Origin of the sequence: Labilibaculum euxinicum (assembly GCF_963678175.1) — a bacterium.
GTDB lineage: Bacteria > Bacteroidota > Bacteroidia > Bacteroidales > Marinifilaceae > Labilibaculum > Labilibaculum euxinus.
This window is the reverse complement of the sequence record NZ_OY782756.1, coordinates 4,741,580-4,768,545: the sequence shown is the minus strand read 5'-3', so window position 1 is coordinate 4,768,545 and position 26,966 is coordinate 4,741,580. Positions and strand designations below refer to the sequence as shown.

Genomic DNA, 26,966 nt, shown 5'->3' with positions numbered 1-26,966 from the left:
TATATCTAAATAAGGATTACTTTACAGAATCCATATATTGAATCAATTCACATACTTTAGTAGAATATCCCATTTCATTGTCATACCATGAAACAACTTTCACGAAATTAGGAGACAATTGGATACCTGCTTTAGCATCGAAGATAGAAGTTCTGGTATCACCGGTGAAGTCGTTAGATACAACCATATCTTCAGTATAACCTAGAACACCAGCTAATTCGCCTTCTGAAGCTTCCTTCATTGCGGCACAAATAGCTTCGTAAGTAGTTCCTTTTTCCAAACGAACAGTTAAATCAACTACAGATACATCTGGTGTAGGAACACGGAAAGACATACCAGTTAATTTACCATTTAATTCAGGAATTACTACACCTACAGCTTTAGCCGCACCAGTAGAAGAAGGAATGATATTTTGACCAGCTCCACGTCCACCTCTCCAATCCTTAGCAGAAGGACCGTCAACAGTTTTTTGAGTTGCAGTAGTAGCGTGAACAGTTGTCATTAAACCTTCGATAATACCGAATTTGTCATTCAACACTTTAGCTACAGGAGCTAAACAGTTAGTTGTACAAGAAGCATTAGAAACGAAAGCCATATCGTTAGTGTATGATTTGTTGTTTACACCCATAACGAACATTGGAGTATCATCCTTAGAAGGAGCAGACATCACAACTTTTTTAGCACCTGCATCGATGTGACCTTGAGCTGATTCTTTTGTTAGGAAAAGACCAGTTGACTCAACTACATACTCAGCACCTACGGCACCCCAGTTAATATCAGCAGGATTTCTCTCAGCAGATACACGAACAGTTGTTCCGTTTACTACTAACATACCATTTTTTACTTCAACATCACCGTTGAATTTTCCATGAGTAGAATCATATTTTAACATGTAAGCCATGTAATCTACATCAATAAGGTCGTTAATTGCAACAACTTCGATATTGCCTTGTGCAACTGCCTGACGGAATACGAAACGTCCGATACGTCCAAATCCGTTGATACCAATTTTAATCTTTGACATTGTGTATAAATTTTAATTTATAAACCCTTTGTTTCTCAACGGCAAAAGTATGTATTTTAAAAATATTTTGTATCGAAAAAGTGAAAAAAAATAATTTATTTATTTTCCACCTAAATAAGGTTTAATATCTGAAAATAAGCACCTTATCTAGTGTTGTAACGATTGCAATTAGAAATTTCAGGACAAAAAAAAATCTCATTCCGTGAGATTTTTTTTTGATTTAAACCGTTTTGCTCGTACAGCTTGTATTTGTTTTTGTATAAGCAGGACATCTTTTATCAACTGCGCATGATGTTGAAATTATTCCAAGAAGGAATAATACTGCTAATGCGTAAAGTGTTTTCTTCATAGGTAATAAAATTAAAGGTCAAGTATATTCGTTTCTAAACTCGTGAAAAGATATAAAAAAATGTTGTGAAACTACAAATCGTAAATATTTGTGTTTTGTTAAATTTATACTGTCTTTTATACCTTCTCTGTATTATTTTTGTTTGGGAAATATCGAAATTATTTAATGAAAAAACTATTTCTTAGCTTATTTATCACATCGTATTTTATTTCTTTTGGTTTTTCCCAAGAGAAATCTTTCGTATTGAAAGTTGTTACATCCATTAATAATAGTGGGGTACAAAAGAACGCTCGTGACAATTATGAGAAGTTTTTTGTTGAGGAAATGGCATTTAAGCGACTCGAAAATAAAATTTCGAAATTAAAACAGAAAGGGTATCTGGAAGCCAGTGTCGATTCCGTTTCGGTTAATAGAGATACCATTATTGCAGTAATTCATCAAGGGGGGAAGTATGAATGGGCGGAAATAAATTTTTGTGGAATTGATAATTTGGACTTATCAGCATTGGGTTTACGGTCGGTGAATAAAAGAAGAAAATTTATCTGTTTCTCTGACCTGGAAATTTTGCAGACTGAAATTTTAAATCATTTAGGCGATAATGGATATCCTTTTGCTACATTAAAATTATCAAGAATCAGCATTGCAAATAAAAAGGTAAGTGGCGAATGGGAAATTGAACCTCATGATTTTATTCGATGGGACAGCGTTGTAATAAAGGGAACATCTAAATTAAAACCTAAGTTTTTACAAAGATATTTGGGTATTTATCCAAATAAAACATACAAGGAAAGCAGCAGTAAATTGATTTCTGAAAAGATTGGCAATCTTGGGTTTGTGAAGGAAATTAAAGCGTCAGAGATTGAATTTGAGAGAGGGAAAGCAAGACTGTATACATATCTTGAAAAGGAACCGGCCAATCAGTTTGATGGAATAATTGGTTTTCAAACCAATAAGGATAATAATAAGCCGGAGTTAACCGGGGAGGTTAAGTTGGCTTTGGAAAATATATTTTCAGCGGGAGAAAGTATTCGCTTCAATTGGCAGAAGTATGAAGAAAGTAGTCAGAACTTGTTGTTAGGAATGGTTTATCCTTACTTGTTTTCTTCCGGTTTGGGGATTGATTTAGGTTTTGGTATTCAAAAGAAAGATTCAGCTTATTTAAGTACTGCAATTGATTTGGGTTTTCGGTTTACTCAGTCGGGTAAAAATTTCAGCAAGCTGTTTTTTAAAAGAAATTCATCATCACTGCTAACCACAAATCATTTGGCCAGCGTTTCAGTGCTTCCTGATTATGCGGATGTAAAGTCTTATTTGTACGGATTTGCTTACCATTTTGAAAATTTGGATTATTCTTTTAATCCTAAAAAAGGATGGAACCTTAATTTTTCTATTGCTGCAGGAACACACAAAACAAAAAAGAATTCCGGCATTCCAAGTGAGCTATACGATAATATCGATTTATCGGACAACTTAATTGATACAGAATGGATCTTGGAATATAACATTCCAATTCAGGAAAAAGTCAGTTTCCGCCTTAGAAATAAGAGCGGGCTTAAAGATTCAAAGAATTTATTTCAAAATGATCTTTTTAAGCTGGGAGGTTTAAACTCCTTAAGGGGGTTTAATGAAGACTCATTTAGAGCTTCTAAATATTCTGTAATGACTACAGAATTGAGATTTATTCCTCAACAAAACTCAAGTTTTTACTTGTTTTGGGATGGCGGATATTACAGTAATAATTACTTAAAGGATAAAATTGATGATTATCCTTGGGGAATTGGCTTTGGGTTAAATTTTGCTTCAAAATCGGGGATTTTCACCTTAAATTATGCTGTAGGAAAACAACGTAATGCAAAGGTTGATTTTAAGGAAGCCAAAATCCATTTTGGATTTGTAAGTCGTTTTTAATTGATATGTGTTTAAGCTTTGCTGTTTATTTTAACCAATAAATAATAACTAATTAAAATTGAAGCTCCGGTAATACAGGAAGCAGCAATGTTTGGCAGTTGACCTTCAATTAAAAGATTAGTTGCGAAAATAATAATCAGCGCAGTTATTATTCCAATAGGAAATGATGTAGCGATGTATTTAAAGTTCGATTTAGAAGTTTTATTGGCTAAATTTTCAAGTTGCTCAACGTCAACTTCAAATTGTTCAATGGCCTTCGAAAAGGCATTGATTTCTTCGTTGAAAAAATCATTTTCTTCTTGAGATATAAAAAATAAGAAAGAGCTAAACTGGTAATTAGCATAAACATTGTAATCCAAACGTTCCTTTTTTACAATCTCAATTTCAACGATAGTTTTCCATTTAATAGGATTAAGGGATAGAAGATTGCCAACAATACTTCCCCTGTGAAAAATCATTCCTTGCGCATTGGCATCTACAAGAGTATAGCCTCGGACTTCATAGAATTTTATGATATCTGAAACTAATAGTTTTTTATTTCGTTTTATATTGAAGCCAATTAGCTTTTTCATGAAAGAAAATTAGGTATTTCAAATGTATTAAAAAAAAAGAGATACGCCAATTTTACCAAGTTAAATAGGTGTTGTAACAACATATTGTTCTCTAATAGAATAACATTTTCGTGTTTTTTTTTATGCTGTAATTGAATAATTTGTAAAGGTGTTAGTTATTGTTTAGCAGTGCTGTGCAATAATAGATGATGATCCGGGAATGAGTGAAAAAAAGTTGTGTTTTTTATAACTCAAACTTCAAAACCAGAGTATAAACATTGTGTTCTGCCATTTTACTAATGTAAACTTTCACTATGCTGAAGAATATTAACTCTCTCAATCATCCTGTAAATTCATTGATTGATAGTGTTTTGAATTGTTTTTTAGAGGTTCCTATTCCTGAAAATATGGATTCTCTTTTGGATGGTTTTTCGTCCTTAAGTGGATGTCCTTGTTTGTTTATCGATTTTAAGAATCGATATGTTCGTAGTAACAACAGTAAGGCAATTACACTTTTGGATAGTGAGCTGACTCGGAACAGTAATAATCTTTTTGCTGATATACAAAAAATAAAATCAGTAAGAGAAGATGAGAGTGTTGAGTTTGTTTATGGGAAACATGCCAGAGGCGTTTTTGTGCCTGTTAAAGTTAAAGAGGTGATTTTAGGGTATTTTGCTTATGGTCAGTTTATTGAAAGAACAGATTCTTTGGCCTTAAAAATAGAACAAGGGATTCCGCTCACGAATGAAGAAAAAGAAGACGCGAAGCTTCTAAAAATATTATCAAGAGAAGAAATTGAAGCGAATATTTACAAATCCATTCGTTTTGTAAAAGGAATTTCTTCACAATTCGAAATGAATTATGATTTAAAGAATGAGATCAAAAAGAATCAGGAAACAGCAAATCAACTTCGGGTTCAAAAAACTTTCTTTGAAAATTTATTTGAGAACTCTCCGGAGGCAATCGTTATTTTAGATAATGAAGATAAAGTAATTCAGGCAAATCAGGAATTTCTTCGTTTGTTTGAATATACACAGAAGGAGATTATATCCCAAAAGATAAATGATCTGATTGTTCCGGAAAGGTATAAAGACGAAGGAGCCAGTGCTACAAGAGATGCTTCTGTTGGGCAACTGGTTGACATGACAACAATTCGTCAGACTAAAACAGGAAAGCAGATTCATGTGCAGGTAATGGGAAAACCTATTGTTTTGGATAATGATCAGCTTGCTGTTTATGGAATTTACCGAAATCTGACTCAACAGGTTTGGAATCAGAAAAGTCAAAAAATAATACATCACATCTCAGAAATTCTGAATTCTTCTATGAATTCTGTAGAGATGATTAGTAAAATAGGAGAAGAATTAGTGCAGATTGTTGGAGCAGGAAGATTATTTCTTGAACTGATTGCCCCTAACAGGAGATCTTTGAACTCTTTTACTGAAAATGATGAAGCCTTTAAAGCTATTCGTTATTCAGAGTCGTTAAGCAGCGTTGTAATTCGAGAAAAAAGAATGCTTTATTTGAATGAAAATCAGATAAATGATGCGATTGTTTCAAATAGACTATCTTTGGAGATAATTCCAAAGACTTGGTTAGGTATTCCACTTATTGCTGAGGAGAGGGTGTTAGGTGTTTTTGGAGTTGCTGGTTTTGTTGAAGATTCAGAAATGAATTTGGAGAGCATCAAATTACTTGAATTTCTTTCGGTTCAGTTAGCCACAGGAGTAATAAAAAAAGCAAAGGATAGCAAATTGAGGATGCTGCAACGCTCCATGCAGCAGAGTCCTGCATCTATTGTTATTACTGATTTAAAGGGGGACATCGAATATGTTAATCCAAAGTTTTGTGATATTACTGGTTACAGTTTGAAAGAAGTAATAGGCAAAAATCCCAGAATTCTTAAGTCGGGTATTACTCCTGATAAAATCTATAAAGATTTGTGGAATAGTGTTTTGTCTGGTGATGAGTGGCATGGTGAATTTTTGAATGTAAAGAAAAATAAAGAATTGTTTTGGGAAAGAGCCAATCTTTCTGCCATAAAAGATGAATTTGGTACAATCACTCATATTGTAGCAGTAAAAGAGGATATTACGGACGCGAAACATTTTGAGAAGGAATTGCTTGAATCAAAAAATAAAGCTGAAGAATCAGATCGATTAAAATCTGCGTTTTTAGCAAATATGTCTCATGAATTAAGAACTCCTCTAAATGCTGTGATCGGGTTTTCTAATTTATGTGATGATTCATTATCAATGACTGAAATTCTTGAATTTGTTGGTCTAATAAATAAGAGTGGCAATCAACTTTTAGGCATTATAGAAGATATTTTAAGCTTTACATCTATAGAAAGTGAAGTTTTTCAGATTAGCGAAGAGGAATTTTTCATGTTCAATTTTGTTGAGGATGTTAAGGAAATTTCTAAGGAAAAGCGAGTTCAGGAGAATAAAGAGCGTTTGGGATTACTATTTAAAAAAGATGAGAATTTTTCCAGAGTATTGGTTAAATCGGATTATCAGAGATTATTGCAGGTTGTAACTAATTTGATAAAGAATGCATTTAAATTCACAAACGAAGGGCAAGTTGAGTTTGGATATAAGGTTGATGGTGAGGAGTTATGCATATATATAAAGGATAGTGGTGTTGGAATTAATGAAAATAAAAAAAATGTTATTTTTGATCGGTTTAGACAAGCTGATGATTCCATCACCAGAACTTTTGGAGGAACTGGTCTGGGATTAGCTATTTGCAAAAAAATAATGGATATGTTAGGTGGCTCAATAGAGGTCGAATCGGAGCCTAATGTAGGATCAGTTTTTACTTTAAGATTAAATTGTGTAATTTCTAAAACCGATACTAAGAAAGAATTTAATAATACAAATGGTATGCAAACATCAAATTCATCATTAATATTAGTTGCCGAAGATGAGATTTCGAATTTCAAACTAATAGAAGCCATATTAAAACGAAATAGTTATGAGGTTGTAAGAGCCGAGAATGGAGAAGAGGCTGTTGAAATGTGCAGGAAAAATACTAATATCTGTTTGGTGTTGATGGATATACGAATGCCTGTAATGGATGGACTAATTGCTACCAGAAAAATTAAGGGTTTTAGTCCTAATCTGCCAATAATTGCACAAACAGCTTATGCTATGGATGGTGACGAAAATAAAGCAATTGAGGAAGGTTGTGATGATTATATTTCAAAGCCAATAAGAAAAGAGCTTTTGCTGGAAAAAATAAAAGCATTGATATAGTTCTTTAGAGTTGCTTTGAATTTAAAAATCGTCTCTTGACGGTTTTTCTTTTTTTAATGCCTTTTTGGAATAATTAGTCATGTTGAGTAAGGTGATGTAATTGAGTTGTGTTTTTGTTTTTAGGATAAAAGGTGTAACTTAATTATATTAATTGAATAGTTGGGATTTGAGAAAAAGAGGGAACCTATTATTTGCATTGTTGATACTTATATGTGTCATTGAGATTCATTCCTGTAGAAATGATCTTAGCCTTATTGTGCATGAAAGGAAAATCTCCAAGAGAATAAAAGACGGACTATTTAATGTAAAATACCCTGAATTAAAATATAGTGGCAATAATTCCCAAAAAGTATGTGATTCAATTAATTCAAATATTAAGAGCTTTGTGAATTCACTTATGAAAGAAATGGATTTCAATGAGAATTGTGAGTTTAAATTAGAGCGAAAATCTTGTGGCAGGGAATTAAAAATTGATTACAATCTGGATGTTTTTGACAAAGACTATATAAGTGCCCGATTTACAATTTACTCCTACCAAGGTGGAGCTCATGGACTAACCTATTACAAGTGCTTTAATTTTAGTGTGCAGCGAGCAGAACAATTAAAATTAAGTGATTTGCTGTATTTAAAACAGAAGAAGGAATTACAAGTGTTAAATAAATTGTTGGTTAAATATTTTGAGAATCCCGATCAGTGTTTTAGTGAAATGCCTTCTATTACGCCTGATTTTGAATTTTTCTCATATCAGAATGATAGTTTTATATTTTCCTTTTCCGATAACTCATTAGGAGATTATGTCTGTGGAACAGCAGAGATTAAAATTCCATTATGGGAGTTGAAACAGAACGGATTATTGAGATTATAGCCACTGAAAAAATATTTTATGAATGTCCATGCATAAAGTATCTTATAAACAGGAAGATGATTATTCCAGCATGATAATCCCTAAGGCTTTTGGGATCATGTGGACATAAAAAATAAACAGATGAAACGAGCCATGAGAAGACTTTTCTCACACACGAGGAGGACTAAGTTGGCAAGTTCCATGTGGCAATAAAAAACAAATTTAGACACATGAAAGCACTCGTCATTGGAGGATCGGGTTTTACAGGAAGGAAATTAATTGAACTTCTGGTAAAGGACAGCGATTATACTCAGGTTTGTGCATTGGTACGAAGTGAGATTGACCTTGTTGATGAAAAATTTATCCAAATTAAGGTAGATTTTGAAGCTCTTTCATCTGAAAATATTCCTGAGTGCTGCGATATTGCTTTCTGTTGTTTCGGAACAACCATTCGAAAAGCTCAAACGAAGGATAATTTTCGAAAAGTAGACTTTGAGTACATTACGCATTTTGCGAAACTTTGTGAGATGCATTGCATAAAAGAGTTTCATTTAGTAAGTGCAATATGGGCAAGTCCTCAATCCATTTTCTTTTATCAAAAGGTGAAGGGGGAGCTTGAATGTTTTATTAATTCACTGAATTTCGAAACAGTAGTTATTTATCGTCCATCAGTGATTTACGGAAATAGAAAAGAATTTCGGCCTTTCGAAGCATTTGCTGCCTGGATCAGCCGAAATTTGAATTTTCTTTTTGTAGGTAAATTGAAAAGAATTGCAGCCGTTACCGGAGATCAACTGGCGAAGACAATTCATCAAAATTCTAAAAAAAATATTTTAGGCAGATGTATTATTGAATCTGAAGAAATATCCAAAAACCAATAATTAACCCGGGATATCTAAATTCTGTTAACATCTCTTGCCGAGGCCTGGTTAGCAGGCATTATCAAAATGTCATTGATGTTGACGTGAGCTGGTCTGGTGGCAATAAACTCAACTGTTTCGGCAATATCTTCGGCATAAAGAGGTGTGAATCCATTATATACCTGCTCTGCTTTTTCCTCATCACCTTTAAACCGCACCAGAGAAAACTCTGTTTCAACCATTCCCGGAGCAATAGAAGAAACCTTAATATTGTGGGGTAGTAAATCAATTCTCATTCCTTTTGTGATGGCATCAACCGCATGTTTTGTTGCGCAATACACATTTCCACCCGGGTAAACTTCTTTTCCGGCTATTGAAGTAATGTTAATAATTTGTCCTTTTTTTCTCTCAACCATTAAAGGGCTAATTGTTCTTGTTACGTATAGAAGGCCTTTTAAATTGGTATCAATCATTCTTTCCCAATCGTCAATTATTCCTTCCTGAACAGGAGATACCCCAACTGCTAATCCTGCATTGTTTAGCAGTAAATCAATTTTAATCCATTCCTTAGGCAAAGAGTTTATCTTTGATTCAACTTCTTTTTGATTTCTTACATCCAATTCAATTGCTAAAACCTTCACGTGGTAATTTGCAATTATTTCTTGTTTTAATTTTTCCAGATTTTCTTTTCGTCGTCCCGAAATAATTAAGTCAAATCCTATTTTGGCTAATTTTTTAGCACAAGCTTCACCAATGCCTGCAGTCGCTCCTGTTATAAATGCAATTTTGTTCATTGTATTTGAAAATTTTATTGAGATTTCACTTCAGAATATCTTATGATTTTTATCGAGGTAGTAAAGTTAAAAACTACTGGGATTATTCGTGTTACTATCTTATTTTTTTTAATTTTAAATATTATCACCTAAACTCTTTACCATGATAAATCAGGACGTTTCGATACAATTAGCAGAAGATTTGGGAATTGACCAAGAGGGATTTGAAAGGATTTCTAAAAATCTTGGACGACTACCTAATTTATTGGAATTACAGATTTATTCTGTAATGTGGTCCGAAAATGTTTCTTACAAGAGTTCTTTTAATTGGATAAATTCATTACCAAATACAGGAACGAATATTATCTCCGGAGCTCGCCAGTCCAATGTCGGGGTTGTTGATATTGGAAATGGGGAATATTGCGTTTTTAAAATGGGAACGCACAATCATCCCAGTGGAATAGATCCTTATCAAGGAGCCGCAACCTGTGTAGGTGATGTTTGTCGCGATATTGTATCTGTTGGGGCAAAACCGATAGTTATTTTAAATTCACTGCGTTTTGGTGAAGCTTCTTTGGATCGAACCAAATGGTTAATGGATGAGGTGGTGAAGGGTATTCGTGATTATTCTTCCGTTCTTTATATGGAAAAAATGGGAGGAGAGGTTTGTTTTAATTCCTGCTATGATACGAATCCTCTTGTTAATATTCTGGTTGCTGGTATTGTTCAAAAGGAAAAATTACTGCTTAACAGGAAAATGATTCCGGGTCAGTTGATTCTGATTGTTGGTAATTCGACTGGTGCAGAAGGTGTTTTTGGTCAGGATGAAAATTTCACAATCCCAAAAGGGAATCCGGATATCGGAAGTGTATTAATTGACAGTATTCTTAAACTGAATGATGAAAATGCAATTGTTCGTATCGAGAATTTAGATATGGCCGGCATTGTTAATGCTGCAGCATCTATAAGTGTACATGCAAAACATGGCGTAGATATTGATCTAAATCAAATACCTCTTAATCAGTCAGGATTAGGTTTGGAACAAGTTCTTTTATCAAGAACACAAGAAAGAATGATGCTGGTTATCGATAAAGATAAGCAGGATTTGATTTTTAGTGTATTTGAGAAAGCCAAGATTCCATGTAGTAAAATTGGAGAGATAACTGATGATAAAACGATTCGGTTTACTGAAGCGTCAAATGTAGTGGCGGAATTAAATGCGCATGATTTAGTAATGGGATATGGCGCTCCTCAATCAAATAGAAAGCATCATCCTATCCTCAAAGAAAAAGATGTTGATTTTTTAGAGATTGTTCCTGAACCGGGTAATTACTGGAAGGTGATTAATCAAATGGTCAATAATCCAAATTTGATAATTAAGGAATCTTTGCAACTTGATTTTGAAGAGGAAACTAACCAGTCGCCGTCTGATGCTCAGATATCAATGAAGAATTCAAATGGTAAAGCTCTTTGTTTTACAGTATCAGGTAATTCAGTTTATTCATTCAATAACCCAAATTTGGGTGCGCAAATTAATATTGCCAGAGCAGTTAGACGTATTGTTTGTTCGGGGGGAAAGCCTTTGGCACTTAACGATTGTTTGAATTTTGGCAGCCCTTTGGAAGAAAATGTTTTTTCACAATTTGTAGAAACCATTAAAGGAATTTCCAATGCCAGCGAATTTTTCGATACTCCGGTTGTCGGAGGAAATGTGAGTTTTTATAATGAAAGCTCAGTGCTTGGAAAACGGGTTGCCATAAATCCAACCCCAATAATTGGTATGCTTGGTGTTATTAGTCCGAAGACGAATCACATGTCGTATATGTACAGAAATAAGGGTGATGTAATTTTTTTGGTTGGTGAATCCCGAAATGATATTTCGGGTTCTGAATACTTGTGCTCAATTCATAAGAAGTGTAATGTTGGTGTTCCTTACTTCAATCTTGATGAAGAGAAAGCTATAAATAGGACTGTTGCCAATTTGATTGAGAAGAAATTGATTAGTTCTGCTCATTCCGTTGAAAGAGGCGGCCTTTTCTTTAATTTAATAGAATCATCTATGCCATTAGGATTTGGTTTTGATATTACCTCTCCTGCTGAAATACGTCAGGATGCATTCTTGTTTGGAGAAGCCCAAGGGCGAGTGGTCGTTTCTGTCTCTATGGAAAACGAAGATCGTTTTGTGGACATGATGATGGAAAGTGGAGTTCGGTTTTCTACTTTAGGTCATGTTACCAAGGGGGAATTAAGAATTGATGATATTTCATATGGTTCCATTGACGAATATAAAAAAGGATATCAACAAAAAGCAATTAAGTGAGTTTTTAGAACAATATGGGTGTTTAACTTTTTAACAAAGAATCAAGTAATGGTTCTTTGTTTTTCATTCACTATATTTGTGCCTTTATAATTAATTGGTCTGCGGGCTGTACATTTTAATCATTAGATTTTTTTATTCGTGGTAAATCCCTATAAAGATTTAGATAAGAGCAAAAAAGATCAGGTTGCCCTGATGTTTAATAATATTGCAAGGAAATATGATTTTTTAAATCATTTTTTATCCATGGGAATTGATAAGCTTTGGAGAAGGAAAGCTGTTAAATTATTGCAATCGATTCAGCCTAAACAACTTTTGGATATTGCAACAGGAACAGGCGATTTTGCCTTGGCTTGTTTGAAATTAAATCCTGATAAAGTTACAGGAATTGATATTTCAACTGAAATGCTTGCGGTTGGCCGTGAGAAGATTGCCAAGAAAAATCTTCAGGATAAAATAGAATTATTTGAAGGAGATTCAGAAAATATTAAGTTTGATGATAACTCATTCGATGCAATAACTGTAGCTTTTGGTGTTCGTAATTTTGAGAATTTAGAAAAAGGATTACAAGAAATGAATCGTGTTGTGCGTCCGGGAGGAAAAGTGGTTGTTCTTGAATTTTCAAAACCTAAAAATTTTCCGGTAAAACAATTTTACAATTTTTACTTTTTTAATATACTTCCATTCTGGGGTAAAATGGTTTCTAAGGACAGTTCAGCATATACCTACTTACCAGAATCTGTAGGAGCTTTTCCTGATGGAGAGAATTTTCTGGAAATATATAAATCCTGTGGTTTTGTTGAAGTTGAGCAAATAAAGTTGAGTTTTGGAATTGCCTCTATTTACATTGGAACCAAACCAGTACAATAAAAGAGTATTTTGTAGGTTTATACTTAAAAGCATTCCGAAATTTGAAAAGAACACTATTTATACTGTTGTTATTGCTTAGCTTTTTATCCTGTTTTTCACAGAGAAGATATAAAGCTGAGAGCATTTTAAACTATCAAAAAATAGATCAGAAATGGTTGCATTTTGGGTTTACTTTGGGTGTAAACAGCATGGATTTTGCGATATATAATTCCGGAAAAGGTGATGCACGTGCAGAACAGGTTGTTTTTTCTCCGGGCTTTACGGTTGGAATTGTTTCTGATTTGCGTTTGCATGAAGATTGGTCTTTGCGATTTCTGCCTGGTTTGGAATTTGGACAGAGAACCATAAGATATTCTAATCTGGATGTGGAAGAGGTTAATGTTGAATCTGTATTAGTAAATCTTCCTTTATTGCTAAAATATAGAGCCAGACGGCTGAATAATTATCGCCCTTATTTAATTGGAGGTGCAAGTTTTAAAATTGATGTGCAATCGCAGGATGCTTTAGATCCGGAAAACGATATGTTGGTGCGGCTAAAAAATACAGATCTGTATTTAGAGTTGGGAGCGGGTATCGATTTTTATTTACCCTATTTTAAGCTTGCAACAGAGTTGAAATTTGCAATCGGATTAAAGGATATTATGAACCATGAATATGATATTGATAATCCAGGATATGAAGCTTACACAGATGCTTTTAGGAAAGTGAATTCTAAAATTATTACTCTTTCATTTCATTTCGAATAGGGATTTTCATCTCATAATATTTTCTTAGAATGATTACCGAATTAGATATAGTATTAAGTCCGAAGGATGCTTCAGACAAAAAATATTACCAACCTGTCTTAGCTAAAAAATTAGGTGTTCCTGTTTCGCAGATTCATGGAATAAAAATTCTGAGAAAATCGATTGACGCACGTCGGAGAAACATTTTAGTTAATCTTCGGTTTCGTGTTGCCTGTGGGGAAGAATTCCCTCAATCCGAAGAATTTGCATTCGATTATCCTAATGTTACAGGTGAAAAGAAAGTGATTGTGGTTGGTGCAGGACCCGCAGGTTTATTTGCTGCTCTTCGATTAATTGAACTGGGATATCAGCCAATTGTTTTGGAAAGAGGCAAAAGTGTTGAGGACAGAAAGAAAGATTTGGGAGAATTACATCGGACTCGAACTGTAAATCCTGATTCGAATTATAGTTTTGGCGAAGGAGGAGCCGGAACATTCTCCGACGGTAAATTGTATACTCGTTCCAAGAAGCGCGGAGATCTTAAGAAAATTTTGAACGTTTTGCATTTTCATGGTGCTCAGGATGACATTTTATTTGATGCACATCCACACATCGGTACTGATGTTCTGCCAAAGGTAATTGTTCGAATACGTGAAAATATTCTAAAAGCTGGTGGACAGGTATATTTTTCAACGAAGGTGGTCGATTACATTTTGGATGAGGATCGAATTTGTGGTGTTATTACTGAAAGTGGTGAGGAAATTGTTGGAGAGGGAGTAATACTGGCAACAGGCCATTCTGCCCGTGATGTATATCGAAAGCTCCACAAACAGGGAATTGAGTTAGAGGCTAAATCATTTGCAATGGGCGTTCGAATTGAGCATTCGCAAGAGTTGATTGATCAAATTCAATATCACAATCCTGCAGGGCGAGGCGATTATCTTCCTGCAGCAAGTTACAGTTTTGTCCATCAGGTGGAAGACCGTGGTGTGTATTCATTTTGCATGTGTCCGGGAGGCGTAATTGTTCCTGCAGCAACAGGAGACAGACAACAGGTTGTCAACGGAATGTCTTCTTCGAATAGAAACACGGCTTTTGCAAATTCGGGTATGGCTGTTGAAATTCGCACCCAGGATTTGAAAGAGTATCAGCAATATGGAGCTTTAGCGGGTTTGTATTTTCAGGAAGAGTTGGAAGAGAGAGCATTTGTTGAAGGTGGCGAAAATTTAACGGCTCCTGCTCAACGAATGAAGGATTTTGTGAATGGGAAAAGGAGTAGTTCTTTGCCCAAAACGTCTTATCAACCTGGAATTGTATCGTCTCTCATGCATAAGTGGTTGCCGGAGCATATTCGATTCCGTTTGCAGGAGGGATTTAAAATGTTTGGACAAAAATCCAAAGGTTTTCTGACTAATGAGGCTGTGATTTTGGGTGTAGAGTCAAGAACATCATCACCTGTGCGAATTCCCAGGGAAAGAGAAAGTTTTCAGCACATCCGAATTGAAGGCTTGTTTCCTTGTGGAGAAGGAGCCGGTTATGCCGGAGGAATTGTATCTGCTGCAATGGATGGAGAGCAATGTGCCGATGCATTCGACAGATATCAAAATCCCAATAAATAACTAGAATTCTTGTCTCCTGAATTCTGAACAAATAATAGAGGCAGCAACCGATACGTTAAGAGACTCTGAAGTGGCTTGTCCATTTGGGAAATCAGGAATGTAGAGTTTGTTGGTTACTAATTTTTGAATCGTTTCAGAAACACCTTTTCCTTCATTTCCCATAATGATAAATCCCTTTTTTTGAAGTTGACAATTGTAGATGATTTCTCCTTCGAGAAAGGTGCCGTAAACAGGGAAATCAGGTGTTTTATATTTCAAAATTAATTCTTCAAGATCTGTATAGATGATATTTACATTTGAAATGGCTCCCATTGTAGCTTGAATCACTTTTGAATTGTAAAGATCGACAGTGTTGCGAGAACAGAATATGTGTTTTATACCAAACCAGTCGGCTATTCTTATAATGGTACCCAAATTTCCGGGATCCTGAACATCATCAAGAACCAGAGACAATGAATCCTGAATGATTGTTTCGTTTATAAGTTGAGATGGGATTTTAAAAACAGCAACTACCGTTGATGGAGTTTTTAAAGAGCTGATTTTTTTTATTTGAGTCGCATCTGTTTCAATGCGATTACTGATTTTTGTTTTGTTGTAAATAGAATTAGATTCTTTCCATTCTTTGGTGTAAATAAGAAATTCAACTTCGGTTTTCGCCTCAACAAGATCAGATACTAATTTATTTCCTTCGGCTACGAAAAGCTGATGCTGATCCCTGAATTTTTTCTGTTGAAGGCTGGTTATCAGTTTGATTTGATTTTTGGATAGCACGGTTTTTATTTTGAAAAATTATCATTTAAAGGCTGTTAAAGCCAAGAATATATCATTGAAGTTAAGTATCTTTGTCGTATTTTAAACCGAATAATACTGTTATTATATTTGAAATCATACGAGAAATACAAAAGTAGTTATAATTTCCCTATTTTATTTTTTTTGGCAGGCCTGCTTTTAGTATTAGGTGCTTGTTCTACTACAAAATATGTTGGTGAAGGTGAATATCTATTGAATAAGGTTGTTGTTAATTCTGACGATAAGTCTATTCCAACAAATGAATTAAAGCGCAATGTAAAGCAAACTCCTAATTTAAAGATTTTAGGTGTTTGGAAATTCCACTTGGGGTTATATAATTTATCCGGTAAGGATAAAGAGAAAGGATTTAACAAATGGTTAAGAAGAATTGGTGAGGAACCGGTTATTTATGAGGATTTTCAAACAAAGCGGTCTCTGCGGCAATTGGAGATTTATTTGCAGAAAAAGGGCTACTTCAATGCCGAAGTTCGGGATTCTGTAAGTTTTAAAAGGAAAAAAGCCAAAGTATATTATTTTATAAAATCAAAAGAACCTTATCGTTATCGGAATGTTTATCGGGAAATAAATGAACTTCCTTATAATTTTCTTTCCCCTTTTCAGGAGAAGGGAGAGATGCCTGATTCCACTCTAATTCGTAAATATATTGTTTCCGATAAAAGTAATTCGGATGTTCAATTGGGAGATAAAGTGGATTCTGACGTTTTGAATAAAGAGAGGATCAGAATTTCAAAATTGTTAAAGAATCAAGGGTACTTTAATTTTTCCAGAGAGTACATTCATTTTATTATGGATAGTACTAATAAAGCCAGCAAAATGGATGTTTTTGTTGGGGTTAAAATACCTGAGGATGGTAAGGCCGTTAAAAAATACAAAATCAACAAAGTATCAATATTTACCGAGTACGATCCTAAATTGATGTTGATGAATGATGAAAAGTATTTAATGGATTTGGATACCATTCAACATGAGGGAGTTGATTTTATTTATAGGAAAAAGATTAAAATTAAGCCTGACGTAATCTTATCTTCAATTTTGATTCGTAAAAATGAACTCTACAATTTAAAATCAGTAGAACAAACATACAGCCGCCTGCAATCTTTAGGTCAGTTTAAGTTTCTAAATGTGAAATTTGAAGAGAATTCAGAATCTAATGACGAGGAATTTGGTAGTTTAAACTGCATTATCCAATTAACTCCTCACGATCAGCAGTCTTATTCCATCGAATTGGAAGGAACTAATTCATCCGGGAATATAGGATTTGCTGGAAATTTAAATTACCAGCACAAAAATTTATTTGGTGGGGCAGAAATTTTTGATCTGCAATTTTCGACAGCGAAGGAAACCTTAAAATCTAATGAGCAAACAAATTTTAGTTCGTCGGAATACGGAGTTGAATCAAAACTGAGCATTCCGAAATTTTTATTGCCTTTGTTAACTGCTGATAAATTCAGGAAATCTTACAATCCTAAAACAGTATTTTCTTTGTCGTATAATTTTCAGGAACGCCCTGATTATACCCGAACCATTGCGGATGCTAGTTTTGGTTATGTCTGGAAGTCTTCAAAATACTTACAACATACACTTAATTTGGTTGAGTTGAATTTTGTCGACGTTAAAAACTTAAGTGAAGATTTTCTGGGATCAATAAGTAATTTATACATTAAAAATTCATTTACAGATCACGTAATTACTACCAGTAGGTATTCATTGATATATAATGATCAGAACATTAATAAGCCTGGGGATTATAACTACCTCAGATTTAATTTTGAGTCGGCAGGAAATAGCCTTAAAGCAATTAATAGGTTGATTGGGAAAGCTGAAAAAAATGACTACAACGATTCGGGAAATATAGAAGGTACCTATTATGATTTTATTGGAATTCGATTTGCCCAATATTTAAAGAGTGATATTGAATATCGGTTTAGTCATCATATCAATAAAGCTAATACAATGGTTTATCGGGTTTTTCTTGGGGCGGGTTTGCCTTATGGAAACTTAGAGGTATTACCATTTGAGAAAAGTTATTTTTCAGGTGGAGCAAATGGTATAAGAGCTTGGCAAGTACGTTCATTAGGTCCGGGCTCGTATTCTTCAGATGATGCAGCAATTTATCCAAACAATTCGGCAGATTTAAAACTTGAAGCCAATTTGGAATATCGTTTTAAATTATTCTGGGTTTTGGAAGGAGCCCTATTTGTAGATGCCGGTAATATTTGGGCAATTTCGAAAAAAGATGATCGTGTTGGAGCTGATTTTAAATTTGACAGGTTTTATAAAGAAATTGCTTTAGGAACAGGCTTTGGAACTCGTGTTGATTTGAATTTTATTCTTTTCCGTATTGATTTAGGTTTAAAACTACACGATCCTTCTTTAGGAGTTGGGGAAAGGTGGATTATTGCTCACCGTCGGTTTAAATTTAGTCAACTTACCTTTAATATTGGAATTGGATATCCTTTTTAAACCGCATTCGTTTGCGTAATTTTCTTATATCCAAAACAGTGCAAAATCTATAATTTCTTTTTAACTTCGTGGAAAATTGACTTCCCAGCCGATTTTATTTAGAACTATCCGATAAAAAATATTATTATGAAACGAGTATTAGATGTAGTTAAGCCAGGTGTTGTAACTGGTAACGACGTGCAAAAATTATTTCAAATTGCTAAAGAAGAAGGATTTGCTATTCCTGCTGTAAATGTTACTGGAACCAACTCAATCAATGCCGCTCTTGAGGCTGCGCGTGAAGTTAATTCCCCAATCATTATTCAGTTCTCAAATGGTGGTGCTTCATTTTTCGCAGGAAAAGGAATTGCTGCAGAAGGACAAGGTGCAGCTGTTATTGGTGCTGTTGCAGGTGCTAAATATGTTCACGCAGTAGCAGAACATTATGGTATTCCAGTTATTCTGCATACCGATCATGCGGCTAAAAAACTACTTCCTTGGATCGATGGATTATTGGATGCAGGTGAAACCTTTTTTGCAGAAACAGGAAAACCATTATTTAGCTCACACATGTTAGATTTATCTGAAGAGCCATTGGAAGAAAATATTGGTACTTGCGCTAAGTATTTAGAGCGTATGAATAAAATGGGTATGACCATTGAAATTGAATTAGGTTGTACTGGTGGAGAAGAAGATGGTGTTGATAATTCAGATATGGATAACTCATTATTGTATACACAACCTGCAGATGTTGCTTTGGCTTACGAAACTTTATTAAAAGTTTCTTCTCGTTTTACAATTGCTGCTTCTTTTGGTAATGTTCATGGTGTTTATAAACCAGGTAACGTAGTTTTAACTCCAAAAATACTATTGAATTCTCAATCTTTCATTTCAGAGAAATATGGAGTTGCGAAAAATACAGTTGATTTTGTTTTCCATGGTGGATCAGGTTCAAGTGTTGAAGAAATTCGTGAAGCAATCTCTTACGGAGTTGTTAAAATGAATATCGATACTGATACTCAGTGGGCATGTTGGGACGGAATTCGTGCTTTCGAAGCTAAGAATCACGATTATCTGCAAGGTCAAATTGGAAATCCTGAAGGAGATGATAAGCCAAATAAGAAATATTACGATCCCCGTGTATGGTTGCGTGCAGGTGAGGTTTCTATGAAAAATAGATTGGTTAAGGCTTTCGAAGATTTAAATGGAGTAGGACGTAACTAAAATTACCTTCTCTCAAAATATTTAAAACCCGGATTTTTTCCGGGTTTTTTGTTTTCAATGATTCTAAACATCAATCGTGTTTTTGAATTTGAAGTTAATTTTAGCAAATTTGGAATTCCTCGAATTAAAATACAGGCAACTAAAAAGAACAAATGAATAAAGATAAGCTCTCTTCCCGCGATGTGTTTTCAAGTAAATTTGGTGTAATTGCGGCCGCGGCAGGCTCTGCTGTTGGTTTGGGAAATATCTGGAAGTTTCCATACATCACCGGAGTGTATGGTGGAGCTGCATTTTTATTCGTGTATTTAGGATTTATAGCTCTTATTGGATTGCCTGTTATGCTCTCAGAATTGTCAATTGGACGTAAATCCAGACGAAATGTATTCGGAGCCTTTAAGTATTTAGCTCCAAATTCTCCATGGAAACTTGTAGGAATGCTTGGTGTTGCGGCAGCAGTAATGATTTTGGCATTTTATGGGGTTGTTGCAGGTTGGAGTATTGATTACATTGTTAAGGCTGCCACAGGTAGTTTCGCTGCAAAGAGTCCAAATGAGATGGAGTCCATGTTTGTGAATTTTATTGAGGGGCCTGTTTCACCAATTCTATATCAGCTTTTATTTATGGGCATGACAATGGCCATCGTTATAATTGGTGTAAAAGATGGAATTGAAAAATATGCTAAGTTCCTGATGCCACTTCTTGTTGTGATAATCATTGTTCTTTGTATTAGGTCGGTTACCCTTGATGGTGCTTCAGAAGGGTTAAGGTTTCTTTTTAACCCAGATTTTTCAAAACTGACAGGGGATGGAATCTTGAGTGCTTTGGGGCATGCGTTTTTTTCTTTGAGTTTGGGGATGGGAACACTGGTAACTTATGGCTCTTACATTGATGATAAGAATAATATAGCTGTTACAGCTCTTCAGGTTACTATTGCTGATACTGTGATTGCAATATTAGCAGGAATAGCAATTTTTCCTGCGGTATTTGCATTTGGAATTGAGCCGAGTAGTGGTCCAGGCCTTGTATTTATCACTTTGCCCAATGTTTTTCAGCAAATGCCAGGTGGTTTTTTCTTTGCAATTTTATTTTTTCTCTTACTAACAGTTGCTGCTTTAACGTCGTCAATATCAATACTCGAAGTTGTGGTGGCGTATTTTCGGGAAGAACTTAATTTGAAACGGAATTTTTCAACTATTTTGGCAACTGTAATGATCTCTTTTATTGGAGTATTTTGCTCTTTGTCAATGGGGATGTTAAAAGAGTACACAATGTTTGGTTTGAACTTTTTTGATTTATTGGATTGGATTTCGGCCAATATACTTCTTCCGCTTGGAGGATTATTTATCTCTTTATTTGTGGGATGGTATTTAGGAAGAAAAAAAATAGAAGAGGAGTTCGTGAAAGGGGCACGTATTGTAAATTGGTTAGTTATGGTATTTATATTTCTGGTGAAGTTTATAGCTCCAGGTGCCATCGCAATAGTTTTCTTACATGGATTAGGTCTGTTTAATTTTGGATAATTGTCATAATAATGTGATATTGTTAAGTGTTATTCACACACTTCAATACCGATGAAATTTAAACACATTTTTAGAGAATATTTTTCTTATTCAGCTTCAGAGAGAAATGGTATAATAATACTGGTTGTTTTGTTGATGGCAATGTACTTTTTACCTTTGGTTTTTCAGTCCGGCGAAGATTCTGAATTTGTAATTGATCGAAAAAAACAAAATCAAATTGATAGTCTTATCTCTTTGATTGAAAATAAAGAGGTAAATAAGAAGGAGCAAATTAAAATAGCAAGTTTAGATTTCTTTGATCCCAATAAGGCGAGTAAAGAAGAACTGATCAATCTAGGTTTGACCTCTTTTCAAATCAACAATTTAATTAAGTTCAGAAACAAAGGCGGAAAATTTAAGGCGAAAATTGATCTTCTTAAAATCTATGGAATTAATGAATCTGACCTTGAGTTATTAAGCAATTACATTCGTATTTCTGGTGATGAAGATATTAAAAAAGAGAGGCCGATAAATACTGGGAAAAAATACCATCTATTTGCTTTTGATCCAAATGTAATATCCTTGAAGGAATGGGATAGCTTAGGCGTTAATAAAAGGATAAGCGTTCGTATTAAAAATTATCTTGCAGCCGGAGGAAATTTTAGGCAGGCAACCGATTTAAAAAAGATTTATGGTTTTGATTCTGTTAAGTTTGTGGAACTTCTGCCTTATGTGAAGATAGTTGTTAAATCTAATAGTGAAATTCCTTCCAATAAAATACTTGTTCAACTTAATAGTTCTGATACGACTCAACTAAAGCAATTACCGGGAATCGGTTCTGTACTTTCATTGCGAATTGTTAAGTATCGGGATTTGTTGGGTGGATTTGTTTCGAAAGATCAATTGCTGGAGGTTTACGGTATAACAAAAGAAAAATTGATTCGAATCGAATCCAGTATTTGTGTCGATTCCATTTCTATCAGAAGGCTAATGATAAATTCTTTTGATGCTCTGCGATTAAGAAAACACCCTTATATCAATCAACGAACTGCAAAAGATATTATCCGTTATCGGGAGAGAAATGGCAATTTTACCTCTGTTGATCAATTACAAACTCATAAATTAATCCCCGATTCAATATTTTTAAAATTGACTCCTTATTTGGAATTAAACTAGAAAGTTGTCTGTAAGTGGAGAAGGGATTGGTTATTTGCTATCTTTGTGCTCCCGCTTAGGACTGTAATTTCTTTATTTGAAGTAAATTTGTGTACTTTTCTTCGAATATATTTGAATTATAGTGAATGAATTGATAAATTTGCGGCTCAGTAAGAAAAATTAATATTTAAAGGAGAAAATTATGATTATTATTCCTATGAAAGAAGGCGAAAACATTGAGAGAGCCTTGAAAAAATTCAAAAGAAAATTCGAAAAGACTGGAGTAATCAAAGAACTAAGAGGAAGACAGGTTTATACAAAACCTTCTGTGAAGAAAAGAGTAGAGAAACTTCATGCTATCTACGTTCAGAACATGCAGCAGAACGAAGATTAATTTCTTTTTATTCCTTGATATCTTAATTTTTTGTATCTTGGATTATCCTGTTGGGTAAATATCCTGGATGTATGAGTTATAAGGAATCTTTTCTGTCTTATTTACAATTCGAAAAACGATATTCGGTACATACTATTATATCTTATGATTGCGATTTAACTCAGTTTTTTGATTTTATGTCGAAAAATGAGGTTGAGGAAGTCAAAGATGTGGATTTTAAAAGTGTGCGGAAATGGATCGTTTTTTTGATGAATGAAGGTAATTCTTCACGGACAGTAAATAGGAAATTGTCTTCTTTGAAATCCTTTTTTAAATTCTTATTGCGGGAATCTGTTGTTGATACCAATCCTATGGATCGGGTTGTTGGGCCACGGCAAGGGAAGAAGCTCCCTGGGTTTGTTGCTGAACATGCAATGCAGTTGTTGCGGGAAGTTGAATTTGGTGAAGGGTTTGAAGGGGTTAGAGATAGATTAGTTGTTGAAATGTTTTATCAGACAGGCATGCGATTGTCCGAATTGATGAATCTTAAAATTACTAGTTTTAATCGGGGAACCTCTTTAGTGAAGGTCTTAGGTAAACGAAATAAGGAAAGGATCATTCCGGTAAGCAAAGGTCTGGAAAAGCTTCTTGATGAATATCTTGAAGAAAGAAACAGAACTTTTGAAGAGAGGAGTGATTTTCTTTTTGTAACTAAAAAGGGGGTGCCTGTATACGAAAAGTTGTTGTATCGGATTGTGACAAAACACTTGTCAAAGATTACAACGCTTGCCAAGCGAAGTCCTCATGTGTTGCGTCATACGTTCGCTACACATTTGCTAAACAACGGGGCTGAATTGAATGCGGTTAAAGAATTACTTGGTCATTCCAATCTATCTGCGACCCAAATTTATACTCATACTACATTCGAGCGTTTAAATAAAGTATATAAACAAGCTCATCCAAGAGCATAATAAATGTGGAGGTATTAGTATGGTAAATATTCAATCAATTGGTTTTGTTGCTGATAGTAAGCTTGAAGCTTTTATTCAGAGTAAATTGGATAAATTGATGAAGCTTGATGATGATATTGTAGGGGTTGAGGTTTTTCTTCGTTTGGAGAAGTCGGTTACTACAGAAAATAAAGTTGTGGAAATCATTTTAGATTTGAAAGGCGCTGATTTGTTTGCGAAAAAGCAAAGTCAAAGCTTTGAAGAGTCTACAGATATGGTGATTGAAGCTCTTCGTCGTCAGCTTGTGAAACACAAAGAAAAACTTCGCGCAAAATAATCGTAAAAAATGTTCGATTAGCTTGTGATAAATTTAAAATATTTTTACATTTGCAAACCATTTTCAGGGAAAAGTATGCCTGTTAAATAGATGGTTTGTAAGTTGCCGATGTAGCTCAGTTGGTCAGAGCAGCTGATTTGTAATCAGCAGGTCGTGGGTTCGAATCCCTCTATCGGCTCGGTAATTTTTTTTGGGGGAGATACCAAAGTGGCCAACTGGGGCGGACTGTAACTCCGCTGACTTCGTCTTCGTAGGTTCGAATCCTGCTCTCCCCACAAAATTATAGAAGGAATAGTAATGTTTCTTTTTTGCGGGAATAGCTCAGTTGATAGAGCATCAGCCTTCCAAGCTGAGGGTCGCGAGTTTGAGTCTCGTTTCCCGCTCATTTTTGTGATTGCCGTTGTAGCTCAGGGGTAGAGCGCTTCCTTGGTAAGGAAGAGGTCATGAGTTCAATTCTCATCAATGGCTCAGAAATATATTGTATTGTTTTTAATTGTTGTCTAATTTTAATTAACTTTTTGAGTTATGGCTAAAGAACATTTTGACAGGTCAAAACCACACGTAAATATCGGTACCATTGGTCACGTAGATCACGGTAAAACAACCTTGACTGCAGCGATCACAACTGTGTTAGCAAAAAAAGGATATTGCGAAATAAAGTCTTTCGATTCTATCGATAACGCACCTGAAGAAAAAGAAAGAGGTATTACTATTAATACTGCTCACGTTGAATATTCAACTGATAATCGTCACTACGCTCACGTTGACTGTCCTGGTCACGCGGATTACGTAAAGAACATGGTAACTGGTGCTGCTCAAATGGATGGTGCTATTTTGGTTTGTGCTGCAACTGATGGTCCTATGCCTCAAACTCGTGAGCACATCTTGTTGGCTCGTCAGGTAAACGTACCTAAAATGGTTGTTTTCTTGAATAAAGTTGACATGGTTGACGATGAAGAGATGCTAGAGTTAGTAGAGATGGAAGTTCGTGAACTTTTAGATTTTTACGAGTTTGATGGAGATAATACTCCTATCATTGCTGGATCTGCTCTTGGTGGATTGAATGGTGAGCCAGAATGGGAAGATAAAATTCTTGAGCTTATGGCTGCTGTTGATTCATGGATTCCACTTCCTCCTCGTGATGTAGATAAACCTTTCTTGATGCCAATCGAGGATGTATTCTCTATCACAGGTCGTGGTACTGTTGCAACAGGACGTATCGAAACTGGTATTGTTAAGACTGGTGAAGAACTTCAGATTATCGGTTTAGGTGCTGAAGGCATGAAAACAGTTTGTACTGGGGTTGAGATGTTTCGTAAGATTTTGGATGAAGGTCAAGCTGGAGATAATGTAGGGTTATTGTTGAGAGGTATTGAGAAATCTGCTATCAAACGTGGTATGGTTATTTGTCATCCTAAAACTATTACTCCTCATACAAAAATCAAAGCTGAGATTTATGTATTGAAGAAAGAAGAAGGTGGACGTCACACTCCATTCCATAATAAATATCGTCCTCAGTTCTATATCAGAACTCTTGATGTAACTGGAGAGATTACACTTCCAGAAGGAGTTGAGATGGTAATGCCAGGTGATAACGTTACTATTAATGTTGAATTAATCACTCCGGTTGCTTGTGCTATAGGTTTACGTTTTGCTATGCGTGAAGGTGGTAGAACTGTAGGTGCTGGTCAGATTACTGAAATTATAGAGTAATAAATATATAGAGATTGATCTGGTTTTTTCCGGATCAATCTTAATATAGACGGGTGTAGCTCAGTTGGTAGAGCACTGGTCTCCAAAACCAGGTGTCGGGAGTTCGAGTCTCTCCACCCGTGCAAAGACAAACAAGCCTTATGAAACTAAAAATTTATTTTGAAGAAGTTTATAAAGAACTAGTTCAGAAAGTATCTTGGCCATCATGGTCTGAACTTCAAAGTAGTGCGATCGTTGTAATGGTTGCTTCCGCTATTATTGCAACAGCGATTTTCGCTATGGACTTTGGGTTCAAGAATTTGATGGATATTATATACAGTATGTTTTACTAATTCCTGAAAGAAAACATGGTTGAAATTGATAGAAAATGGTATGTTCTTAGGACTGTCGGAGGAAAAGAGAAGAAAGTCAAAGAATATATTGATAGTGAAATTTCTAATCTAGGTCTGCAGGAGTATGTATCACAGGTTCTAATTCCTACCGAAAGAGTATTTCAAGTGCGCAACGGTAAGAAAATCAGCAAGGAAAGAATATTCTTGCCTGGCTATATTCTTATTGAAGCAGCACTCGTTGGCGAAATTCCTCACATCCTTCGTGGTATCACGAATGTGATTGGCTTCCTGGGGGATACTAAAGGCGGCGACCCAACACCAATGCGAATGTCAGAAGTGAATCGTATTCTTGGAAAGGTTGATGAATTATCCGGTAAAGATGAGGAGATTAGTATTCCTTATTTTGTTGGAGAAATGATTAAGGTAACGGATGGACCGTTTAATGGTTTTACTGGTGTGATTGAAGAGGTGAATGCTGAGAAGAAGAAACTAAAAGTTATGGTTAAAATCTTCGGAAGAAAGACTCCTCTTGAATTAAGTTTCATGCAAGTAGAAAAAGAATAATTAAATCCTTAGAAAAGAAAGCTATGGCTAAAGAAGTTGCAGGATTAATAAAATTGCAGATCAAAGGTGGTGCTGCAAATCCTTCACCCCCAGTTGGACCGGCATTAGGGTCTAAAGGGGTTAATATTATGGATTTTTGTAAGCAATTCAATGCAAGAACTCAAGATCAGGCTGGAAAAGTAATTCCAGTTGTGATTACAGTTTATTCTGATAGTTCTTTTGAATTTATTACGAAAACTCCTCCCGTTGCTGTTCAAATTCTGGAAGCTGCTAAATTAAAATCTGGTTCTGCTGAATCAAACCGTGTTAAGGTTGGTTCTATTTCCTGGGATCAAGTTCGCGAGATCGCAGAAGGAAAGATGAAAGATTTGAATGCTTTTAAATTAGAAAGCGCCATGAGTATGGTTGCTGGAACAGCAAGAAGTATGGGTGTCACTATTAGTGGTGATAATCCTCTTAATCAATAATTA

23 protein-coding genes and 5 tRNA genes are annotated in these 26,966 nt (G+C 34.9%); 24 read left to right on the top strand and 4 right to left on the bottom strand.

Annotation, left to right across the window (positions count from 1 at the left end):
- Window positions 1-16: 16 nt before the first annotated feature.
- On the bottom strand, window positions 17-1,024 hold the full coding sequence (gene gap, locus ACY0M5_RS18815) for a type I glyceraldehyde-3-phosphate dehydrogenase (protein ID WP_124991261.1): 1,008 nt from the start codon (window positions 1,022-1,024) through the stop codon (window positions 17-19).
- Between the two features lie 514 nt (window positions 1,025-1,538).
- Here gap and ACY0M5_RS18810 point away from each other — a divergent pair.
- Window positions 1,539-3,281: a POTRA domain-containing protein gene (locus ACY0M5_RS18810; RefSeq protein ID WP_461630211.1), complete on the top strand. Its 1,743-nt coding sequence runs from the start codon at window positions 1,539-1,541 to the stop codon at window positions 3,279-3,281.
- An 11-nt stretch (window positions 3,282-3,292) separates the two neighbouring features.
- Here ACY0M5_RS18810 and ACY0M5_RS18805 read toward each other — a convergent pair whose 3' ends face one another.
- The gene (locus ACY0M5_RS18805) at window positions 3,293-3,853 is read right to left on the bottom strand and encodes a hypothetical protein (RefSeq protein ID WP_124991259.1); all 561 of its coding nucleotides are present in this window, start codon (window positions 3,851-3,853) and stop codon (window positions 3,293-3,295) included.
- Window positions 3,854-4,146: 293 nt separating this feature from the next.
- On the opposite strand from ACY0M5_RS18805, the gene ACY0M5_RS18800 reads away from it, so the two are divergent.
- From ACY0M5_RS18800 to ACY0M5_RS18790, 3 genes are all read left to right on the top strand, one after another.
- Complete coding sequence (locus tag ACY0M5_RS18800) at window positions 4,147-7,089, top strand: PAS domain S-box protein (protein WP_461630210.1); 2,943 nt, start codon at window positions 4,147-4,149, stop codon at window positions 7,087-7,089.
- A gap of 256 nt (window positions 7,090-7,345) precedes the next feature.
- Entirely contained in the window at window positions 7,346-7,954 is a 609-nt protein-coding gene (locus ACY0M5_RS18795) for a PdaC/SigV domain-containing protein (protein ID WP_160463387.1), read from the top strand.
- A gap of 209 nt (window positions 7,955-8,163) precedes the next feature.
- Window positions 8,164-8,814: a Rossmann-fold NAD(P)-binding domain-containing protein gene (locus tag ACY0M5_RS18790; RefSeq protein ID WP_124991256.1), complete on the top strand. Its 651-nt coding sequence runs from the start codon at window positions 8,164-8,166 to the stop codon at window positions 8,812-8,814.
- 14 nt (window positions 8,815-8,828) lie between these two features.
- On the opposite strand, the gene ACY0M5_RS18785 is transcribed toward ACY0M5_RS18790, so the two are convergent.
- Window positions 8,829-9,587 (bottom strand): SDR family oxidoreductase, encoded by a 759-nt coding sequence (locus tag ACY0M5_RS18785; protein WP_461630209.1) that lies wholly within the window; start codon window positions 9,585-9,587, stop codon window positions 8,829-8,831.
- A gap of 142 nt (window positions 9,588-9,729) precedes the next feature.
- Between ACY0M5_RS18785 and purL the strand changes: the two genes are divergently transcribed.
- From purL to ACY0M5_RS18765, 4 genes are all read left to right on the top strand, one after another.
- Window positions 9,730-11,886: a phosphoribosylformylglycinamidine synthase subunit PurL gene (gene purL / locus ACY0M5_RS18780; protein WP_461630208.1), complete on the top strand. Its 2,157-nt coding sequence runs from the start codon at window positions 9,730-9,732 to the stop codon at window positions 11,884-11,886.
- 138 nt (window positions 11,887-12,024) lie between these two features.
- Complete coding sequence (gene ubiE, locus ACY0M5_RS18775) at window positions 12,025-12,753, top strand: bifunctional demethylmenaquinone methyltransferase/2-methoxy-6-polyprenyl-1,4-benzoquinol methylase UbiE (protein WP_461630207.1); 729 nt, start codon at window positions 12,025-12,027, stop codon at window positions 12,751-12,753.
- A 41-nt stretch (window positions 12,754-12,794) separates the two neighbouring features.
- Window positions 12,795-13,499: a type IX secretion/gliding motility protein PorT/SprT gene (porT, locus tag ACY0M5_RS18770; RefSeq protein WP_160463386.1), complete on the top strand. Its 705-nt coding sequence runs from the start codon at window positions 12,795-12,797 to the stop codon at window positions 13,497-13,499.
- Window positions 13,500-13,528: 29 nt separating this feature from the next.
- A complete protein-coding gene (locus ACY0M5_RS18765; RefSeq protein WP_461630206.1) occupies window positions 13,529-15,097 on the top strand; it encodes an NAD(P)/FAD-dependent oxidoreductase in 1,569 nt (522 codons plus the stop codon).
- On the opposite strand, the gene ACY0M5_RS18760 is transcribed toward ACY0M5_RS18765, so the two are convergent.
- Window positions 15,098-15,868, bottom strand: coding sequence for a TrmH family RNA methyltransferase (locus tag ACY0M5_RS18760; protein WP_461630205.1), 771 nt, complete (start codon window positions 15,866-15,868; stop codon window positions 15,098-15,100). It lies immediately after the preceding gene.
- A gap of 108 nt (window positions 15,869-15,976) precedes the next feature.
- Here ACY0M5_RS18760 and tamL point away from each other — a divergent pair, with 108 nt between their 5' ends.
- From tamL to rplK, 16 genes are all read left to right on the top strand, one after another.
- Window positions 15,977-18,370, top strand: coding sequence for a translocation and assembly module lipoprotein TamL (gene tamL / locus ACY0M5_RS18755; RefSeq protein ID WP_461630204.1), 2,394 nt, complete (start codon window positions 15,977-15,979; stop codon window positions 18,368-18,370).
- Window positions 18,371-18,496: 126 nt separating this feature from the next.
- Window positions 18,497-19,573 carry a class II fructose-bisphosphate aldolase gene (gene fbaA / locus ACY0M5_RS18750; RefSeq protein WP_461630203.1) on the top strand — a complete coding sequence of 359 codons (1,077 nt, stop codon included), beginning with the start codon at window positions 18,497-18,499 and terminating at the stop codon, window positions 19,571-19,573.
- 152 nt (window positions 19,574-19,725) lie between these two features.
- Window positions 19,726-21,093: a sodium-dependent transporter gene (locus tag ACY0M5_RS18745; protein ID WP_461630202.1), complete on the top strand. Its 1,368-nt coding sequence runs from the start codon at window positions 19,726-19,728 to the stop codon at window positions 21,091-21,093.
- A 51-nt stretch (window positions 21,094-21,144) separates the two neighbouring features.
- A complete protein-coding gene (locus tag ACY0M5_RS18740) occupies window positions 21,145-22,248 on the top strand; it encodes a helix-hairpin-helix domain-containing protein (RefSeq protein WP_461630201.1) in 1,104 nt (367 codons plus the stop codon).
- A 181-nt stretch (window positions 22,249-22,429) separates the two neighbouring features.
- Window positions 22,430-22,621, top strand: coding sequence for a 30S ribosomal protein S21 (rpsU, locus tag ACY0M5_RS18735; protein ID WP_101263213.1), 192 nt, complete (start codon window positions 22,430-22,432; stop codon window positions 22,619-22,621).
- 71 nt (window positions 22,622-22,692) lie between these two features.
- Window positions 22,693-23,571: a tyrosine-type recombinase/integrase gene (locus ACY0M5_RS18730; protein ID WP_461630200.1), complete on the top strand. Its 879-nt coding sequence runs from the start codon at window positions 22,693-22,695 to the stop codon at window positions 23,569-23,571.
- Window positions 23,572-23,590: 19 nt separating this feature from the next.
- Window positions 23,591-23,887 carry a ribosome hibernation-promoting factor, HPF/YfiA family gene (gene hpf, locus ACY0M5_RS18725; RefSeq protein WP_124991245.1) on the top strand — a complete coding sequence of 99 codons (297 nt, stop codon included), beginning with the start codon at window positions 23,591-23,593 and terminating at the stop codon, window positions 23,885-23,887.
- 104 nt (window positions 23,888-23,991) lie between these two features.
- Window positions 23,992-24,065 (top strand) — tRNA-Thr (locus tag ACY0M5_RS18720).
- 15 nt (window positions 24,066-24,080) lie between these two features.
- A tRNA-Tyr gene (locus ACY0M5_RS18715) sits at window positions 24,081-24,162 on the top strand.
- Window positions 24,163-24,197: 35 nt separating this feature from the next.
- Window positions 24,198-24,270, top strand: a tRNA-Gly gene (locus ACY0M5_RS18710).
- 13 nt (window positions 24,271-24,283) lie between these two features.
- Window positions 24,284-24,355 (top strand) — tRNA-Thr (locus ACY0M5_RS18705).
- A 57-nt stretch (window positions 24,356-24,412) separates the two neighbouring features.
- On the top strand, window positions 24,413-25,600 hold the full coding sequence (gene tuf / locus ACY0M5_RS18700; protein WP_124991244.1) for an elongation factor Tu: 1,188 nt from the start codon (window positions 24,413-24,415) through the stop codon (window positions 25,598-25,600).
- A gap of 49 nt (window positions 25,601-25,649) precedes the next feature.
- Window positions 25,650-25,722, top strand: a tRNA-Trp gene (locus ACY0M5_RS18695).
- 18 nt (window positions 25,723-25,740) lie between these two features.
- Window positions 25,741-25,932 carry a preprotein translocase subunit SecE gene (gene secE, locus ACY0M5_RS18690; protein ID WP_101308774.1) on the top strand — a complete coding sequence of 64 codons (192 nt, stop codon included), beginning with the start codon at window positions 25,741-25,743 and terminating at the stop codon, window positions 25,930-25,932.
- 15 nt (window positions 25,933-25,947) lie between these two features.
- Entirely contained in the window at window positions 25,948-26,496 is a 549-nt protein-coding gene (nusG, locus tag ACY0M5_RS18685; RefSeq protein ID WP_124991243.1) for a transcription termination/antitermination protein NusG, read from the top strand.
- A 23-nt stretch (window positions 26,497-26,519) separates the two neighbouring features.
- Window positions 26,520-26,963: a 50S ribosomal protein L11 gene (rplK, locus tag ACY0M5_RS18680; protein WP_101308772.1), complete on the top strand. Its 444-nt coding sequence runs from the start codon at window positions 26,520-26,522 to the stop codon at window positions 26,961-26,963.
- Window positions 26,964-26,966 lie beyond the last annotated feature (3 nt).